Here is a 16553-nt window from a genome sequence, read left to right as displayed (position 1 = left end):
CAGAAGCACGCCTTGACAGGGCCCGTGGAGGTTAGTCCGGCAGGATCCTGCGGACCACGGCGTCGGCCAGCAGGCGGCCCTTAAGGGTCAGCACCAGGCGGCCGCGGAAGGCAGCGGGCGCCTCCACCAAGCCGTCCGCGATGAGCTCGGCCACGGCGTGCCGGCCCTGATCACCGAGCGATGCGATGTCCAGGCCCGAAACAAGCCTTGCCTCCAACATGACCCGTTCCACGTCACGCGTTGCGGCGTCCAGCGTCTCCCGTCCCGCCGCCGGGGACAGGCCCTGCGTGAGCCGCCCGGCGTAAGCCGTGGGGTGCTTGACGTTCCACCAGCGCACGCCGCCCACATGCGAGTGGGCGCCCGGTCCTATCCCCCACCAATCGTCACCGCGCCAGTACGCCAGGTTGTGCCGGCACGCCTGCTCCGGTGTCCGGGCCCAGTTGCTGACTTCATACCAGTCCAGGCCAGCGCCGGAGATGAGCTGGTCGGCGAGTTCGTACTTGTCGGCATGGTCGTCGTCGTCGATTCCCGGGACTTCACCCCGGCGGATCTGCGCGGCGAGCTTGGTGCCGTCCTCCACGATCAGCGCGTAGGCGCTGATGTGGTCCGGTTGGTAGGACAGGGCAGTCTCGAGGGAGTACCGCCAGTCGTCCAGTGATTCCCCCGGCGTCCCGTAGATCAGGTCCAGGCTCACGGCCAAGCCGGCGTCCCGCGCCCACTGCACCACCTGGGGTACACGGCTGGGAGTATGTGTGCGGTCCAAAACCTTCAGGACATGCGGAACAGCCGACTGCATGCCAAAGGAAACCCGGGTAAAGCCGGCCTCCTTCAGGACGGCAAGGGACTCGGGCGTGACGGAGTCGGGGTTGGCCTCGGTGGTGACCTCGGCTCCTGGCTCGATCCCCCACTCGCTGATGGCAGCCCCGAGGATGCGGGCGAGGTCCTCTGCCGGAAGCAGCGTGGGCGTGCCGCCGCCGAAGAACACAGTACTCAGCGGCCGCCCCGGAATCCCTGAGTCCCGCAGGACTGCTGCCGCGAAGTCCACTTCGGACACGGCGGTGGTGGCGTAGGCGTCCTGCGACGCGCCGCCTCCCAGCTCTGTGGCCGTGTAGGTGTTGAAGTCGCAGTATCCGCACCGGACGGCGCAGAACGGAATGTGCACGTACAGCCCGAAGGCCCGGTCCGCAGCGCCCTGCGTTGCCTGCGGGGGCAACAGACCGTCCGACGGCGCGGGGTCGCCGAGGGGAAGAACGCTAGGCACGGGTGCGGCCTCCGGTGGTTCCGGCCACGGTCATCACTACTTCTTGGCCTTGTCCTTGGACTCGTCGGTGGTCAGCGCGGCGATGAAGGCCTCCTGCGGGACCTCGACGCGGCCCACCATCTTCATGCGCTTCTTGCCTTCCTTCTGCTTCTCCAGAAGTTTGCGCTTTCGGGAAATGTCACCGCCGTAGCACTTGGCAAGAACGTCTTTGCGGATAGCCCGGATGCTTTCCCGGGCGATGATCCTGGAGCCGATGGCAGCCTGGATAGGCACCTCGAACTGCTGCCTGGGGATGAGTTCACGGAGCTTGCCAGTCATCATCACACCGTAGGCGTAGGCCTTGTCACGGTGCGTGATGGCGCTGAAGGCATCAACCTGTTCGCCTTGGAGCATGATGTCCACTTTCACCAGGTCGGCCACCTGTTCGCCGTCGGCTTTCCAGTCCAGCGAGCCGTAGCCGCGGGTCTTGGACTTGAGGATGTCGAAGAAATCGAAGACGATTTCGGCCAGCGGCAGGCGGTACCTGATTTCCACCCTGTCCTCGGACAGGTAGTCCATGCCGCCCATGACTCCGCGCCGGCTCTGGCACAGCTCCATGATGGCGCCGACAAACTCGTTCGGCGCCAGGATAGTGGCGGAAACCATCGGCTCGCGGACTTCAGCGATCTTGCCTGTGGGGTATTCGCTGGGGTTCGTGACGTGGACCACCTTCTTGTCCTCCAGCGTCACCTCGTATTCCACGTTGGGGGCGGTGGAGATCAGGTCCAGGTTGTATTCGCGTTCGAGCCGCTCGCGGGTGATTTCCAGGTGCAGCAGGCCTAGGAATCCCACCCGGAAGCCGAATCCCAGCGCTGCGGACGTTTCGGGCTCGTACACCAGCGCGGCGTCGTTGAGCATCAGCTTCTCCAGCGCATCGCGGAGCACCGGGTAGTCGGTGCCGTCCAGCGGGTACAGGCCGGAGAAAACCATGGGCTTGGCATCGGCATAGCCGGGAAGGGAATCAGCGGCCGGCTTGGCAAGATTGGTGACGGTATCGCCCACCTTGGACAGGCGGACGTCCTTCACACCGGTGATGAGGTAGCCGACCTCGCCGACGCCGAGGCCTTTGGAGGGCGTGGGTTCCGGGGAACTGACACCGATCTCGAGGAGTTCGTGCGTGGCACGAGTGGACATCATCTGGATGCGTTCGCGGGGGTGCAGCATGCCATCGACCACGCGCACGTACGTGACAACGCCTCGGTAGGTGTCATAGACGGAGTCGAAGATCATGGCGCGGGCCGGTGCGTTGGGGTCGCCCACCGGGGCCGGCAGTTCGCGGACGATCTTGTCCAGCAGGACCTCGACGCCGGCACCGGTCTTACCCGAGACGCGGAGTACGTCCTCGGGATCGCCGCCGATCAGGTTGGCCAGTTCCGCCGCGTACTTTTCGGGCTGGGCAGCGGGGAGGTCGATCTTGTTCAACACCGGAATGATGGTGAGGTTGTTCTCCATCGCCAGGTAGAGGTTGGCAAGGGTCTGCGCCTCGATGCCCTGGGCTGCGTCCACGAGCAGCACTGCGCCTTCGCAGGCCGCGAGCGAGCGGGAAACCTCGTAGGTGAAGTCGACGTGGCCGGGCGTGTCGATCATGTTCAGGGCGTAACTGGTCCCGTCAAGCTCCCACGGCATCCGAACGGCCTGGGACTTGATGGTGATGCCGCGTTCGCGCTCAATATCCATACGGTCCAGATACTGGGCCTTCATGTCGCGGGACTGAACGACTCCGGTGAACTGCAGCATGCGGTCGGCCAGGGTGGACTTACCGTGGTCGATGTGCGCGATGATGCAGAAATTCCGAATGATGGCCGGATCTGTCGCGGCGGGCACCGGGGCGGTGCGGGCCATGGGAGACACGCAGGGTCCTTACTGTTGGCTTTCACACGACCTCCGCCAGGACGCAACGAAGGCGCCCTGCGGACGGGCCGCACATGTGGAACCTCCAGTGTCCCACGTCCCGGGGCCGCGCACTGCATTCTGCGGACAACTCAGTGCGCCATTGCAGGAGCACTGGTCCTGCAATGGGGCTCCGGTTCCTTAAAGCGGGGCCAACGCCAGGACTGACCGGGGATATGGTTTCCCCATGGCAATAAACCTCCGCTCACTGGGCAACGCAGTCCGGACGTCCCTTCGGGTCCTGGAAAGGTTCCGCTCCGGCGGCACCGGATCGCCTGGGAGCACCGCAACTCCAACTCCCGTGCGCGCTCGGACCGGAGTGTCCGCCGGGTATCCCGGCGACTTCCACGGAATCTCGGCAGTCCACTATGCCCCGGAACCCGACGGTGACCCTGACCCCGGTGAAGTGGTGTGGACCTGGGTGCCCTACGAAGAGGACTACAGCAGGGGAAAGGACCGTCCGGTCCTGCTGATCGGACACAACGGTCCCCACCTGCTCGGGTTGATGCTTACCAGCAGGGACCACGACCAGGACGGCAACAGTGCCGGCGACTACGTGGATGTCGGCACTGGAAGCTGGGACCGCCAGTCCAGGCCGAGTGAAGCAAATCTTCGAAGGATCCTCCAGATCAGCCCGGAAGGCATCCGGCGCGAGGGAGCCGTTCTGGAACGGGCACGCTTTGATCTGGTCGCCGCAGAACTCCGCCGCCGACACGGCTGGAGCTAGGCCGCCAAATGGCCAGCCTCCGGGCCAATCTGCTATTCTTTATAGCTGTGTGTCCGTGCAGGTCGACGGCCACTGATGGTTGGCCGCCATAGGTATCCCCACGCCGCTCAGTCAATGGCCAATCTGAAAGCCCTCTAGACCATTTCCGCATTAAAAAGAGAGTTCACACGTGGCTAATATCAAGTCCCAGAAGAAGCGCATCCTCACCAACGAGAAGGCTCGCCTGCGCAACAACGCAGTCAAGTCCGAGCTGAAGACGGCCATCCGCGCTGTCAACACCGCCGTTGAGTCCACTGACAAGGATGCAGCTGCTGTTGCCCTGGTTGCAGCCAGCCGCAAGCTGGACAAGGCTGTCAGCAAGGGTGTTCTGCACAAGAACAACGCAGCGAACCGCAAGTCGGCGATCTCCAAGAAGGTCAACGCACTGTAAGGTTTCCAGTTCATCTGAACTGATGTTTGTGGCCGGCGCCCTCTGGGCGCCGGCCACACACGTTTAAGGCTGCCAACCTGACTTTGCCGGCCCACCTTGGATGACCCACCTTCCCTGGAAGATAGCCAGGCCTCCCCGACGGGTCAGTGCCGCAGCACCGACGTCGCAATGACCGTTACCGCGTGCTCCACGGCGTAGACCGGATCCCGGGAGAGGCCCTTGACCTGGGCGTCAGCCTCAGCCGTGGCCTGGATGGAGCGGATCAGTCCCTCCGGGGTCCAGCGGCGGACGTCACGTTGGGCCTGTTCCACCAGCCAGGCCTGCATTCCCAGCTCCTTGGCGATCTGCGCGGAGGATCCCTGTGCGCCGGCCACTTTCGCCACAGTCCGGAGCTTGGCGGCCAACGCAGCCACCAGCGGAACCGGATCGGCTCCAGTGGCGAGGGCATGGCGAAGGGTGGAGAGAGCGGCCGGTCCGTTTCCCGCCATCGCCGCATCGGCAACCTTAAACGCCGTGGCTTCAATCCGGCCGCCGTAATAGCGGTCCACCAGGTCTGACGTCACGGCTCCGCTGGCATCCGCGATCAACTGGCTGCAGGCTGCCGCCAGTTCCGAAAGGTTGGCGCCGACGGCGTTGACCAGAGTCCGCACGGCGTCGGAATCAATCCGCCGTCCGGCGGCCCGGAACTCGGTGGCCACGAACGCAGCCTTGTCCGCATCCTTTTTCAGGGGCTGGCAGTCCACAACGGGCCACCCGCCCGTTTTGACTGCATCGAGCAGCTTCTTGCCGCGCACTCCCCCTGCGTGGCGGAGCACCAGGACGGCATCGGGCTCCGGGCGGGCCAGGTAGGCAAGGGCATCAGCCAGGAAGGCGTCGGTCATGGTTTCAACACCTTCGACCTCGATCAGCTTGCTCTCGCCGAACAGCGAGGGGCTGACGTTCATTGCGAGTGTCCCGGCCTCGTAGCTGCCGGCATTAAGCCGTGTGACCTCAACATCAGGGGAAGCGGCACGCACCTGCGATCTGATGTGGTCCATGGCCCTGATCCCGAGGTACTCCTCAGGCCCGCCGACCAGCACTACTCCGGCCGGGGCAACGTCCCGCCAGGTGGCGGTGTTGGACGCAGATGTCCGGGTTCGCGGGGACGGCGCAGCGGCCATTCGGGATTCCTCCTGGAAATTTTGGTGCAGGTTCTAAGCCTGCCATGGAGGGCCTGTGGCTCCAAGCCGCGCCAGCGGCGGTCAGGCCCGTGCCTGGCCCGCTGCCGGCGCACATGCTGTTCCGCCAGCTCAAGGACGGCCTCCGTCCGGGAGTGCAATGCCATGACTAGCTGGAGGACCTGGCGGGGCCGGACAACCAGCCAGGTGACGGCCTCGCTCAGCGAGGACAGCATCGCCATGGTCAGGAGTCCGAAGACTCCCTCGGGCCACGGCAGCGAGGCGCCCGGAAAGGCCGCCATAAACTGGCGGTCCACGCCACGCCGGCACTGAAGGTGCCGGCAACCGCAATCAGCGCGGTGGCTGCCCACGGCGCCAGGAGTATTCATCTAAAGCCACGCGGTCACCCGCCAAGCCTGGGACGGCCCAGGGCTGGTCGGTCCTGGCGGGAATGAACCCACAGCAGTGAATACCCCTTAGGGCACTTACGGAGCAACCGATGCACGGCTGCTGATGGCAGACTGTCCGGTATCCGGCAACAGGATGCGCCGCCATGCGGACAGGCTGTCCGCAGCCGGTTACCTGACGCTGGCCGTGGACCTCTACAGCGACGGCGGCGCCCGCCGCTGCCTTGTGAGCACCATGCGGTCAATGATCTCGGGCACCGGCAAGGCCTTCACCGATCTGGCCACCGCACGGACCTGGCTCAGCACTTCGGAGCGCAGCACCGGAAAGACGGGTGTGATCGGCTTCTGCATGGGCGGCGGCTTTGCCCTGCTTGTGGCCAAGGACGGTTTCGATGCTGCGTCCGTGAACTACGGGCAACTCCCCAGGCGCCTAGAGGAGTCTTTGCGCGGATCATGTCCAGTGGTGGCCAACTACGGCGGCCGGGACCACACGCTGCCGGGCGCGGCCGCCAAGCTGAAGTCCGCCCTCAACGGGCTTGGAATCGAGAATGACGTCAAGGAGTTTCCCGTCTCCAGCCACGCCTTCATGAACGACGCCGACCTGGCACCGAAACTGCTGCGTCCGCTGAACCGGATCATGGGCATCAAGCCGGACCCGGAGGCTTCCCCGGAAGCATGGCAGCGGATCGAAGACCACTTCAGGAAACACCTAAACCAGCCATCGACTGCTCCGTAACTGCCGTCTTGAGGCACCCGCCCGAGGCCGATCCGCATCCACGCCCTGAGTCTAGTCCGTCAGATGAATACCCCTTAGATCCTTTATACCGGCTCGTGCCTCGCAAGCCGACCGGAACTTCGCTGTCACGTCCGCCCCGTTGCGGCGTGCCCCATACAGTGCTCGGCGGCCTGCGTCAGCGGTCGGTGATCAGGTCGTGGGTCACGTGCCGTGTGCGGCGCGAACCGCTCTGCGATCATAGGACGGTGGCGAAAAAGTTGACGGCGCGAAGGATCATGCTGCTCGCGACCGTGTTCGTCGTCGTCGGGCTCCTGATTGGCATGCCGTGGTTCTTCCAACGCTCGCTCATCTATTTTCCCGACCGCGGCCAGCCACGCCCTGCCGCCGAGCTGTTGCCCGGAGCCCAGGAAGTCACGCTCACGACGAGTGACGACCTCGAGCTCGGTGCCTGGTACCTGCCAGCCGCAGGCGGCTGCCGCGCGACCGTGCTCGTCGCACCGGGCAACGCCGGCAACCGGGCTAATCGGGCAGGGCTGGGGCGAGCGATCAGCGAGCTCGGCTTCGGCGTGCTGCTCTTCGACTATCGCGGTTACGCGGCGAATCCCGGGTACCCGTCCGAGGACGGTCTCGCGCGCGATGTCCGCGCCGCTCGCGAGTTCCTGACAGGTGCGGCAGGAGTACCGGCGGGCTCGCTCGTCTATTTCGGGGAGAGCATCGGCGCCGGGGTGGTCACGGAGCTCACCACCGAGCACCCTCCAGCCGCGATGCTGCTGCGCTCACCTTTTACCTCGCTCGCCGACCTCGGCCGCGCAGCCTACGGCGTGCCGGTGGGCTGGATGCTTCGCGATCACTACCCGGTACGCGAAAACGTAGTGCGAGCGGACATCCCGACCGCCGTGGTCTACGGGAGCGCGGACACCATCGTGCCCGCACAGCAGAGCCGGGAGGTGGCTCAGGCGGCCCGGGACGCCGGAAACTACGTCATCGAGGTGGAGGTAGCGGCGGCGAACCACAACGATGCAGCACTGGCGCTGGGTCCCGAACTCATCGGTGCCCTCGTCGACGTGGCTGGCCGCGGCGGGGCGACAGGATGCCCGTGACGGCTAAGGACGCCAAGTACACGCATTATGCGCCGACGGTGGCCTCCTCTCCCAAGGTGCGACTCTCAAGGGCCGCGGCTCAATGCCGGTCAGCAGAGGTTCGCGGCCGATTGGAACCTCATCGGCGCATCCAATACCTCAAGAATGAATATTGGTGGTCACAAACTATTAGCCGGAGATGGGTAGTAGAAATGGCTTTGAGCTGCGGAAATGCGCGAAGTTGGCCATTTTGAACTATATAGAATGTCAGATTTTCTTGCCAGTGAAAGTTGGAACAAGAGATGGGTGCACGCTAAGCAGGCCATCAAGAGCTGCCTAGGCAGAATTCCACTGCCTCCTGAGTCGCCGCGTGTCCGGTCTTGAGGGCCTTGGACAGGAGAGACTTGGCTCCGCTCTCCCCCAGTGTTCATCGTCTCGAAGGGCGTCAAGAGTGCCCCTTGTCAGGCTGTGCCTACGCAGGGCTGTACTGGGACCTTTGGGCCAGCAAGGTCTTCCCGACTCCCGGAGGAGTGTGTATCGGTCCGGTGCTGTGCTCGTAAACGAGCGAAAAGCGAGCTTCAGATCCGTACCAGCACGCCAATAACGCCCTCGCCACCACATGCTCATGTGTTGGCGATCTCCGGCACTGCGATGGAGTCGCTGGCTCCGCAATGTCGCGCTGAATCTGGCCGACCTGGAATGGATCATCGCACCGCCGCCTCCCCGACCTGGCCGACGCACCGACCTCGCCAGGGGACCCACCACCATGGCGATGGTTGTCGCTGCCGCGATCTTCCTGCGCTGGACGCCCCATCACGGCTGGTTCGTCGGAACTCTCGTGGCAGCTGCAGGGGTCACCGCCCTAGCCATCAACGTCACGCGCAAGCCCGGCGTCCGGCGCGCCGTGAGGGGTATCTACCAGGAAAGCATGCCCCCGGACCTCACCTCGACGGCGGCGGTCACGGCCGGCGTCGTCATCCTCGGAATCTACACGGTCCTGTTGCTGCCATTCGAGCCGTGACCTGCTCCCTACAACCAGCTTGGGGCTGCTAAGACCTCCGGACGATGTGCGGTCGGGTTTGCGTGGTCATTGATCCGGGTTCGTTAAGGCGATGTGTTTGCGACGTGGATCGTCCAGCGTGTTGCATTCGACCACTGACGCCATGAGAGAGATCGCATTGCGGACGCGTTGTGACTACCCGCGTGTGGCGCGGAGTCGCTGTCGCGCAGATGCTGCCGGGTCGGCTGGGCAGCTCAGCATGGTCCGATCGATGGGGCCTGCGCGCGGCGTGCCGGGAGACGGGCGACGCGGCTCGATGTGTCGGCGGTGGCGCGGAGCCGGATGATCTCCCAGTGCTGCGCGGCCAGACGGGCCAGGGCCTGACCACGGAAGTCGCCGAGTTCTGCGATGGCCTGTTCCGCCTGTGTCAGACGGTCCCTGAGCTTGGCGTTCTCAGTCTTGAGTCGATCGACCTGCGCGATCCTCTTGTCGGGGGTTGTCCCGGTGTTCTGAAGTCGCTTGAGTCGTCCTCGAACTCCACCACACCTGCACCGTGGATCCCGTACTAATGGACCCACAACCGGTCGGTGGTGCGTGGCTTATCTACGCGCCCAGACTGCGGCGAGATCGCCACGTCGCGCATTCCAGGCAATATGCATACCGGGGAGGACTGGCGCGGTCCCTGCAGCGGCGCGGAGCGCGCGATTAGTACCAGTACCGTCTTCCGGCAAGAGGGCGTCCGATTGCACCGAGCACGAAAAGCACGAGGCCGATAACAGCCAGAATCCACCCAATAGTTATCAGGATTCCAATGTTGAAAATATAACCAAGGATTAGTAGAACAACTCCGAGTGAAAGCACTTTAGTCCTTACCTTTCCAAATATTCGGACCAACCCTAAGTTGCAAGGCGGTTCCTTGCGCTCGTCCCATTCGTACCACACCGGGTTGTCGAGTGGAACAGGAACCTTGTACAGATGTCCGTCCCAGCACAGTCCTTTTTTAGCGCGGCATACATGCACCGCCAGGTTCACCTTCACCTCCCGTCCGGTGCTGGCGAACAGCGCCCGCGCCGACCGGTAGGTGAACGGCTCGGCGGACGCCGGGCGGATGAACAATACAGGTGTCTGCCCTAAATCGCAGCGCGCCGAGCCTGCCTCTCCTCTGCCTCCACCCGCTGGAGGATCTTCTCCGCGTTCTGCTGGGCCGCGGTGCGCGCAATTAGATCGGTTGCCGCCCTGACATCCACCATTTCACCCCCTACGCCCTGGACGTCCGTTCCCCTTAAGCCGATTTACAACGGCATAGTGGCGGCTGCGACGGACACGGCGTTCCACCAGCTCAAGCAAATGCTCCGTGCGGCCATGCAGGGCCACAACGCACTGCACAATCTGCCGGGGGCGGACGGCCATCCACACAAGGCCCAAGGTAAGCGCGGACAGCAACACCATCGTCAAAAGCCCAAAGGCTCCCTCGGGCCATGCAAGTGAGGCTCCGGGCAGGGCAGCAGTGAACCTGGCGGTCCACGCCACGCCGGCACTGAAGGTGCCCGCCACTGCAATCAGCGCGGTGGCTGCCCACGGCGCCAGGATCACCAGCGGAACCGCAGCCGTGCCCAGCAGCGTCACGGGCGCTACCAGCGGCGAGGCCACAACGTTCGCCAGCAATGAATACGTGGAAAATTGGGGTTGCAGCAGCACAATGACCGGACCGCAGAGCATCTGCGCGGACAACGGCACGGCAAAAGCTGCCGCCACCCAGCGCGGAACCACTGTGGGTGTCCAGCGGACCATCCGTTGCCCGAGAACAATGATTCCGAGGGTTGCCAGCACCGAGAGCAGGAATCCGTAGCTCGTGCCCAGGCCCGGGTCAAACACGAGAAGGCCGATGACAGCAAGGCATAGGAAGCTAAGGCCGCGGCCGGAGCGGCCGCCGGCTAAAGAAGCGAGGGCGATAGAGCCCATCAACGCAGCGCGCAGGACACTGGCATCCGGACCCACCAGCACCACAAACAGCCCCAGGCCAGCCAGTGCCAGCACCGCCGCGGGCAGCCTGGGCAACCGAAGGCTACGGGCCACCAGCAGCAGGGCGCCCAGTACAAGACTGCAGTTGGCCCCGCTGACCGCCGTCAGATGGGTCATGCCCACAGCTTTCATGGCTGTATTGAGCCCTTCGTCCAGTGCGCTGGTGTCTCCGGTGACCATGCCGGGAAGGAGCCCTCGGGGGTCGGCGGCCAGGAACGCGGCGGCAGAGACATAGCGGCTACGCAGCTCCCTGGCCGCCTGTTGCCAGCCTTGGGCGGCAGAAAGGGCCATGGGGGCAGATGTTGCAGCCAGAAGTCCGGCCTCCGGCTGGCCTGATTCCGCGGCCTTGAGCTTTCCCGTGGTCCGGACCACTTGGCCGGGTGTCAGCTTCCCCCAATCACCGCCGCCCATGACCACCAGCTGCGCGCGGGCACGTACCACCTGGCCGCCTGCCGTGATCTCCACAGTGGTGACCGCCACCGACCACCGCCCCGAAGTTCCCGCCTGACCCGCGGGAGCCAGGGCGTGGGGCGAGCCGGCCACCTCCAGAACTGCGACGACGGATTTGCCGGACTTGACAGCCTCGGCGAGGGGGCCATCGTACCGCTGGGACGAAGTGACGGCAGAATGCCCAGCGGCCGCTGCCGCCAGCAGCAGGGCGACGGCGGAGGTGATCAGGAAGCTGCGCGGGACGGCCCGCTGTGGCCCTGACCGGGCCTTGGCCCGGCCGGCCCTGTGGAGCAGGAGCCCGGCTATGGACAGCAGGCCACCGCACACGGCCGCCAGCGCCTCCGGTGTCAGCCAGACGCCCGAGATGGCCGCGCACCAGACCAGCAATGCAGGAAACGCCAGCCGGAGGTCCGTGCGGCGCCGCGGCACGTCAGTCCCGGCTGCATCGCGGGCCTGGCCGCGCAGCCGCTTGCCCAAATGTCCGCGGACCTGTGCCGCGACGTGGGAGGTCGGGCGGGTCAGGCGGGCATTGACCGGCCCGACGGCCTGATGTCCGTCGGGTCCAGCGGCGCGAGTTCCACGTCCGTCAGGTCCGGCGGCGCCCAGAAGTCCGTCAGGTCCGGCGGCGTCGGGCAAAGCCTGAACCCGGACTGCCGACTCGACGTAGCGGCTCCACGGGCTGCGGCTACTCATCGGCTTCAATCTTCTCGGCTTCAGGCCCCATCGGGTACAGCATTTAGACGCTCACCAGGGGAAGCAGCGCTTCCAGCATTTTGGGCCCGACGCCGTCCACCGCATCGAGCTCCTCAACAGTCTTGAAGGGTCCATGCTCCTTCCGCCAGTCCACGATGCGCTGGGCGAGCACCGGCCCCACCTTGGGCAGGGCATCAAGTTCTTGGACTCCGGCCGTGTTGAGGTTGGTCTTCCCTCCCGCTCCTTGCACAGCGGTATCCCCGGCAGCGTCGCCGGTTCCTGCCGGGCCCAATGATGCACCGGAGGAATCAGCTGGCAGGGGCTCGCCTGGCCCGGGGACATAGATCTTCTCTCCATCCGTCACCGCCGCTGCAAGGTTGAGACGGTTGAGGTCCGCCGAAATCGTGCCCCCGCCCGCGGCGGCAATCGCCTCATGAACCCGGCTCCCGGAAGGCAGCTGAACAACCCCCGGCCTGGCCACGGCACCTGCGACGTGGACAACTACAATGGCAGCTGCCGGGTTTCCTTTTCCTGATTCCAATTGCCCCGAACCCGCTGGCGGCTCCGTCGCTGGCCCCTCCCCTGGTATCCCATCCGGGACGGCCGGAACACTCCCCGGCGAGATGGCATCGAGCGGAAGAACCTCAGGCCGGCCCTCGGACACCTGCCACCAGAACCAGGCGCCGGCCAGGACCGCGATGATGCCGAGAAGAACGGCAACCCGCAGGCCAAGACGCCATCTGAGGGCTTGCCCCATCCGGTGTGTGCCCGGGGGCGGGGGGCGGATGGAGTCCCGGATTTCGGCTTCCGGTTTGGCGCGGCCTGCGCTCTCCCCCATGTGGCCTGAGCCGTCGTCGTACTGGAATCCCTCCGGGCTGCCGTCCGTCAGGAGCAGTCCGCGGGAACCGTCTCCCAACGTGGACCGCAGCCGGTCCCTGGCATGGCGCGCCACATGACTGGCTGCTGCTCCAGCATCCCGGCGTGACATATCCCCACGCTAGGGAGGCGTGTCCACCGGCAACAGGCCCGGCGGAGGCTATGTGGAAAGCCCGGGCAGTTCCGCCGCCACGGCCGGAGGCCCGCTCTCCCCGACGATCACGGCAAGCACACCCAGCCCTGCGTGCGCGGCGAGGACAGCGGGCAAGGAACTGATCTGGGCCGGCGGGCAATTGGGCAGCTCAGCGGCGAGCCTGGCCGCCAGCTGTTCCGCTTCTGCAGAATTGCCGAAGTGATGGACCGCAAGCCGTACTTGCCCGTCGGGCCGCGACGCGGCATCGGCGGCCGCTATCTCCTCCAGCCGGGCCACAGCTTTTGCCGCCGAACGCACCTTTTCCAGCGGAATGATCTTGCCGCCGTCGACGGCCAGAATGGGCTTGATAGCGAACATGGTTCCCAGGAGGGAGGCCGCAGCCCCGATCCTTCCGCCGCGGCGCAGCTGCTCGAGGCTGGGAACATAGAAGTACACCCTGGTCCGTGACAGGTGTTCCTCGGCAACGGCGCGGACGGCGGCTGCATCCTGCCCGTCCGCGGCCGCAACGACGGCGGCCTGCACCCCCATTCCTTGGGCCATGCCCACCGTGCCGGAATCGAGCACCTCCACCGGGATGGCCACTCTGCCGGCCGCCAGCCTGGCCGCATCAGCGGTTCCTGACAATCCGCCCGAAATGTGAATGGAGACAACAGCTTCGTACCCCCGCCGTTCGGCGGCCAGGAAAGCCTGCTCAAACTGGCCGGGCGACGGGCGCGAGGTCTTCACTGACCTGCCGGTTGCCAATGCGAGCGAGATGGTTTCGGTGATATCGTCCTCACCCTCACCATAGATTTCCTCCCCCACCATCACGGGCATGGGGATGACTGTCAGCCGGCCGTCGCCGGAAAGCGCGGTGATCCAGTCAGCCGGCAGCGCGGCCGCGGAGTCAGTGACCACGGCCGTGCGGACGATGGCTGAAGGACCGGCGGTTCCATGCCTTGGCGCGGGACGGAGGGCAGCCAGGCGCTCCCGGAGCCAGAGCCAAGCGGCGGCATCACGGTCGGGCAAGTGTGCCTCCTGGAGTCATGGCCGGCCGCCGGACGGACCCGGCGGCCGGAACCGGCTACGCCGGGACGATGTTCACCAGTTTAGGCGCGCGTACGATCACCGTGCGGATGCCGCGGCCGTCAAGCGCCCGCTGGACGTTCTCCGAGGCCAGTGCAAGCTCGCGGAGCCGGTCCTCGCTGATGTCCGGCGAGACCTCCAGGCGGTCCCTGACTTTGCCCTGCACCTGGACGACGGCGGTGACCGTGTCCTGGACCAGCAGCGATTCGTCGTGCACAGGCCAGCCCGCGTTGGCTACGGAGGCCGGGTGGCCCAGGACGTTCCACATGTCCTCAGCGGTGTACGGCGCGAACAGACTGAGGATAACGGCGACCGCCTCTGCTGCTTCCCGTACGGCCGGATCCTTTGCGCCTGCACCGGAGTCAATCGCCTTGCGTGTCGCATTGACCAGCTCCATCAGCCTGGCCACCACAACGTTGAACTTGTTATGGTCCAGCAGATCCGCGGCGTCGGCGATGGTCCGGTGCGTCACGGACCGCAAGGCGCGATGGCCGGCAGTGACGTCCACGCCGGGTTCACTGGCCACGTCCTGTGCCAGCCGCCAGGCGCGGGCCAGGAACTTCGCCGATCCCGACGGCGAGACATCGGCCCAGTCCACGTCGTCCTCCGGAGGGGAGGCGAAGATCATGGTCAGGCGGACGGCATCCACACCGTACTTGTCCAGCTGCTCGCCGAGGTTGACGCCGTTGCCCAGCGACTTGCTCATGGCCTTGCCTCCGTTGAGCACCTGGCCCTGGTTGAGGAGTGCGCTGAACGGCTCATCGGCGTCGATCATGCCAAGGTCATGGATGACCTTGGTGAAGAACCGCGCGTACAGCAGGTGCAGGATGGCATGTTCCACGCCACCCACGTACTGCCCAACCGGCATCCAGTCGTTGATCTTGTCCGGATCAAACGGTCCTTCCGTGTAGTCCGGGGACACAAAGCGCAGGAAGTACCAGGACGAGTCAACGAAGGTGTCCATGGTATCCGTGTCACGCTTGGCGGGACCGTGGCAGTTCGGGCAGTCCACGTTGACCCAGGCTTCGGCGGCCGCCAGCGGCGACGTGCCCTTCGGGGACAGGTCTTCGCCCCGCAGGTCCGCCGGCAGCGTCACGGGCAGCTGGTCGTCCGGAACGGGAACCTCGCCACAGGCCGGACAGTGGACGATGGGGATCGGGGTGCCCCAGAACCGCTGCCGGCTCAGGAGCCAGTCACGCAGGCGGAAGTTGACGAATTTCTCGCCCGTGCCGTGTTGTTCAAGGATTTCGATGGCGGCCGGGATGGCCTCGGCCTTCGGCAGGCCATCAAGGGCGCCGGAGTTGATGAGGGTGCCTTCGCCTGCCGTTGCCGTGCCGGAAACGGCAGGATCCTCCTCGCCGGTATCCAGCACGGCCCTGACGGGCAGGTCGAATTTCTGGGCGAAGTCGAGGTCGCGCTGGTCATGGGCGGGGACAGCCATGATCGCGCCGGTGCCGTAGTCGGCCAGCACGTAGTCGGCGGCCCAGACCGGCAGCCTCTCTCCGTTGAGTGGGTTGGTGGCGTACCGGCCGGTGAAGACGCCGGTCTTTTCGCGCTCGGTTGACTGGCGTTCGATCTCCGAAAGCGCCTTGACCTGCTCCCGGTATTCGTCCAGGGCGGCGGAGTGCTCTTCGGTCACGAGTTCGACGGCGAGCGGCGCGTCGGCGGCCACCACGAAGAACGTGGCGCCGTACAGGGTGTCCGGACGCGTGGTGAAGACGGTAACGTCCTTGGCGGGCTTCCCGCCGTCGGCCTCGATCGCAAAGTTGACGTGGGCACCTTCGGACCGCCCGATCCAGTTTTTCTGCATCGCCAGGACGCGTTCGGGCCAATGGCCGCGGAGTTCATCCATGTCGTCCAGCAGTCTGTCCGCGTACTCGGTGATCTTGAAGTACCACTGGTTCAAGGACTTCTTGGTCACCGGCGTTCCGCAGCGTTCACAGGCGCCGTTTACCACCTGTTCATTGGCCAGCACGGTCTGGTCCTTGGGGCACCAGTTGACCGGTGAGTCCTTGCGGTAGGCCAGGCCACGCTCGTAGAAGCGCTTGAACAGCCACTGGGTCCAGCGGTAGTAGCCGGGATCGGACGTGTGCAGCCGGCGGGACCAGTCCGCGGAAATGGCGTACCGTTTGAAGGATGCGGCCTGCGTTTCGATGTTGGCGTAGGTCCACTCGCTGGGGTGCGCATTGCGTTTGATCGCGGCATTCTCGGCCGGCAGGCCGAAGGAGTCCCAGCCGATCGGGTGCAGCACGTCATAGCCCTGCTGGCGCAGGTACCGCGCCACAACGTCGCCCATGGCAAAGGCCTCGGCGTGGCCCATGTGGAGGTCACCTGACGGGTACGGGAACATGTCCAGCACGTAGCGGCGCTCGCGGGACCCGTCGTCAACCGGGGTGAAGACCTTGAGGTCCTCCCACACCCGCGGCCACTTGGCCTCCATCGTGGCAAAGCTGTAGGCACCCTCCTCGGGTCCTTCCGCCGCCACTGCTGCTGTTCCGGTCTCTGTCTCCGGCTGAACGCCCACTGCTGCCCTCTTCTGTTCTGTTACGGCATCGGTGCTGCCATAA

General features: G+C 65.4%; 12 protein-coding genes. 5 read left to right on the top strand and 7 right to left on the bottom strand.

The window, feature by feature from the left end:
- Nucleotides 1-31: 31 nt before the first annotated feature.
- Complete coding sequence (gene hemW, locus QFZ30_RS08260; protein WP_307075147.1) at nt 32-1261, bottom strand: radical SAM family heme chaperone HemW; 1230 nt, start codon at nt 1259-1261, stop codon at nt 32-34.
- 36 nt (nt 1262-1297) lie between these two features.
- Nucleotides 1298-3151 (bottom strand): translation elongation factor 4, encoded by a 1854-nt coding sequence (lepA, locus tag QFZ30_RS08255; RefSeq protein WP_307075146.1) that lies wholly within the window; start codon nt 3149-3151, stop codon nt 1298-1300.
- A gap of 226 nt (nt 3152-3377) precedes the next feature.
- Here lepA and QFZ30_RS08250 point away from each other — a divergent pair, with 226 nt between their 5' ends.
- Together QFZ30_RS08250 and rpsT are read left to right on the top strand one after the other, a co-directional pair.
- Nucleotides 3378-3917, top strand: coding sequence for a type II toxin-antitoxin system PemK/MazF family toxin (locus QFZ30_RS08250; protein ID WP_307075143.1), 540 nt, complete (start codon nt 3378-3380; stop codon nt 3915-3917).
- A gap of 169 nt (nt 3918-4086) precedes the next feature.
- Nucleotides 4087-4347, top strand: a complete 261-nt coding sequence (gene rpsT, locus QFZ30_RS08245; protein WP_066291556.1) for a 30S ribosomal protein S20 — start codon at nt 4087-4089, stop codon at nt 4345-4347.
- 143 nt (nt 4348-4490) lie between these two features.
- On the opposite strand, the gene holA is transcribed toward rpsT, so the two are convergent.
- A complete protein-coding gene (gene holA / locus QFZ30_RS08240; RefSeq protein ID WP_307075141.1) occupies nt 4491-5507 on the bottom strand; it encodes a DNA polymerase III subunit delta in 1017 nt (338 codons plus the stop codon).
- A 510-nt stretch (nt 5508-6017) separates the two neighbouring features.
- On the opposite strand from holA, the gene QFZ30_RS08235 reads away from it, so the two are divergent.
- From QFZ30_RS08235 to QFZ30_RS08225, 3 genes are all read left to right on the top strand, one after another.
- Complete coding sequence (locus QFZ30_RS08235) at nt 6018-6647, top strand: dienelactone hydrolase family protein (protein ID WP_307075140.1); 630 nt, start codon at nt 6018-6020, stop codon at nt 6645-6647.
- A gap of 275 nt (nt 6648-6922) precedes the next feature.
- Nucleotides 6923-7747, top strand: a complete 825-nt coding sequence (locus QFZ30_RS08230; protein ID WP_307075138.1) for an alpha/beta hydrolase — start codon at nt 6923-6925, stop codon at nt 7745-7747.
- Nucleotides 7748-8351: 604 nt separating this feature from the next.
- Nucleotides 8352-8747 carry a hypothetical protein gene (locus QFZ30_RS08225; protein ID WP_307075136.1) on the top strand — a complete coding sequence of 132 codons (396 nt, stop codon included), beginning with the start codon at nt 8352-8354 and terminating at the stop codon, nt 8745-8747.
- A 1230-nt stretch (nt 8748-9977) separates the two neighbouring features.
- On the opposite strand, the gene QFZ30_RS08220 is transcribed toward QFZ30_RS08225, so the two are convergent.
- The 4 genes from QFZ30_RS08220 to leuS are packed head-to-tail and all read right to left on the bottom strand — an operon-like array spanning nt 9978 to nt 16510.
- The gene (locus QFZ30_RS08220) at nt 9978-11891 is read right to left on the bottom strand and encodes a ComEC/Rec2 family competence protein (RefSeq protein ID WP_307075134.1); all 1914 of its coding nucleotides are present in this window, start codon (nt 11889-11891) and stop codon (nt 9978-9980) included.
- Between the two features lie 43 nt (nt 11892-11934).
- Nucleotides 11935-12879, bottom strand: coding sequence for a ComEA family DNA-binding protein (locus QFZ30_RS08215; protein WP_307075133.1), 945 nt, complete (start codon nt 12877-12879; stop codon nt 11935-11937).
- 48 nt (nt 12880-12927) lie between these two features.
- A complete protein-coding gene (locus QFZ30_RS08210) occupies nt 12928-13929 on the bottom strand; it encodes a DegV family protein (protein ID WP_307075131.1) in 1002 nt (333 codons plus the stop codon).
- 55 nt (nt 13930-13984) lie between these two features.
- Nucleotides 13985-16510 carry a leucine--tRNA ligase gene (leuS, locus tag QFZ30_RS08205; RefSeq protein ID WP_307075129.1) on the bottom strand — a complete coding sequence of 842 codons (2526 nt, stop codon included), beginning with the start codon at nt 16508-16510 and terminating at the stop codon, nt 13985-13987.
- Between the last annotated feature and the right edge of the window lie 43 nt (nt 16511-16553).

Source organism: Arthrobacter pascens, assembly GCF_030815585.1.
In the GTDB taxonomy this organism is placed as follows: Bacteria; Actinomycetota; Actinomycetes; order Actinomycetales; family Micrococcaceae; genus Arthrobacter; species Arthrobacter pascens_A.
This window is presented reverse-complemented; position numbering and strand designations above follow the sequence as displayed.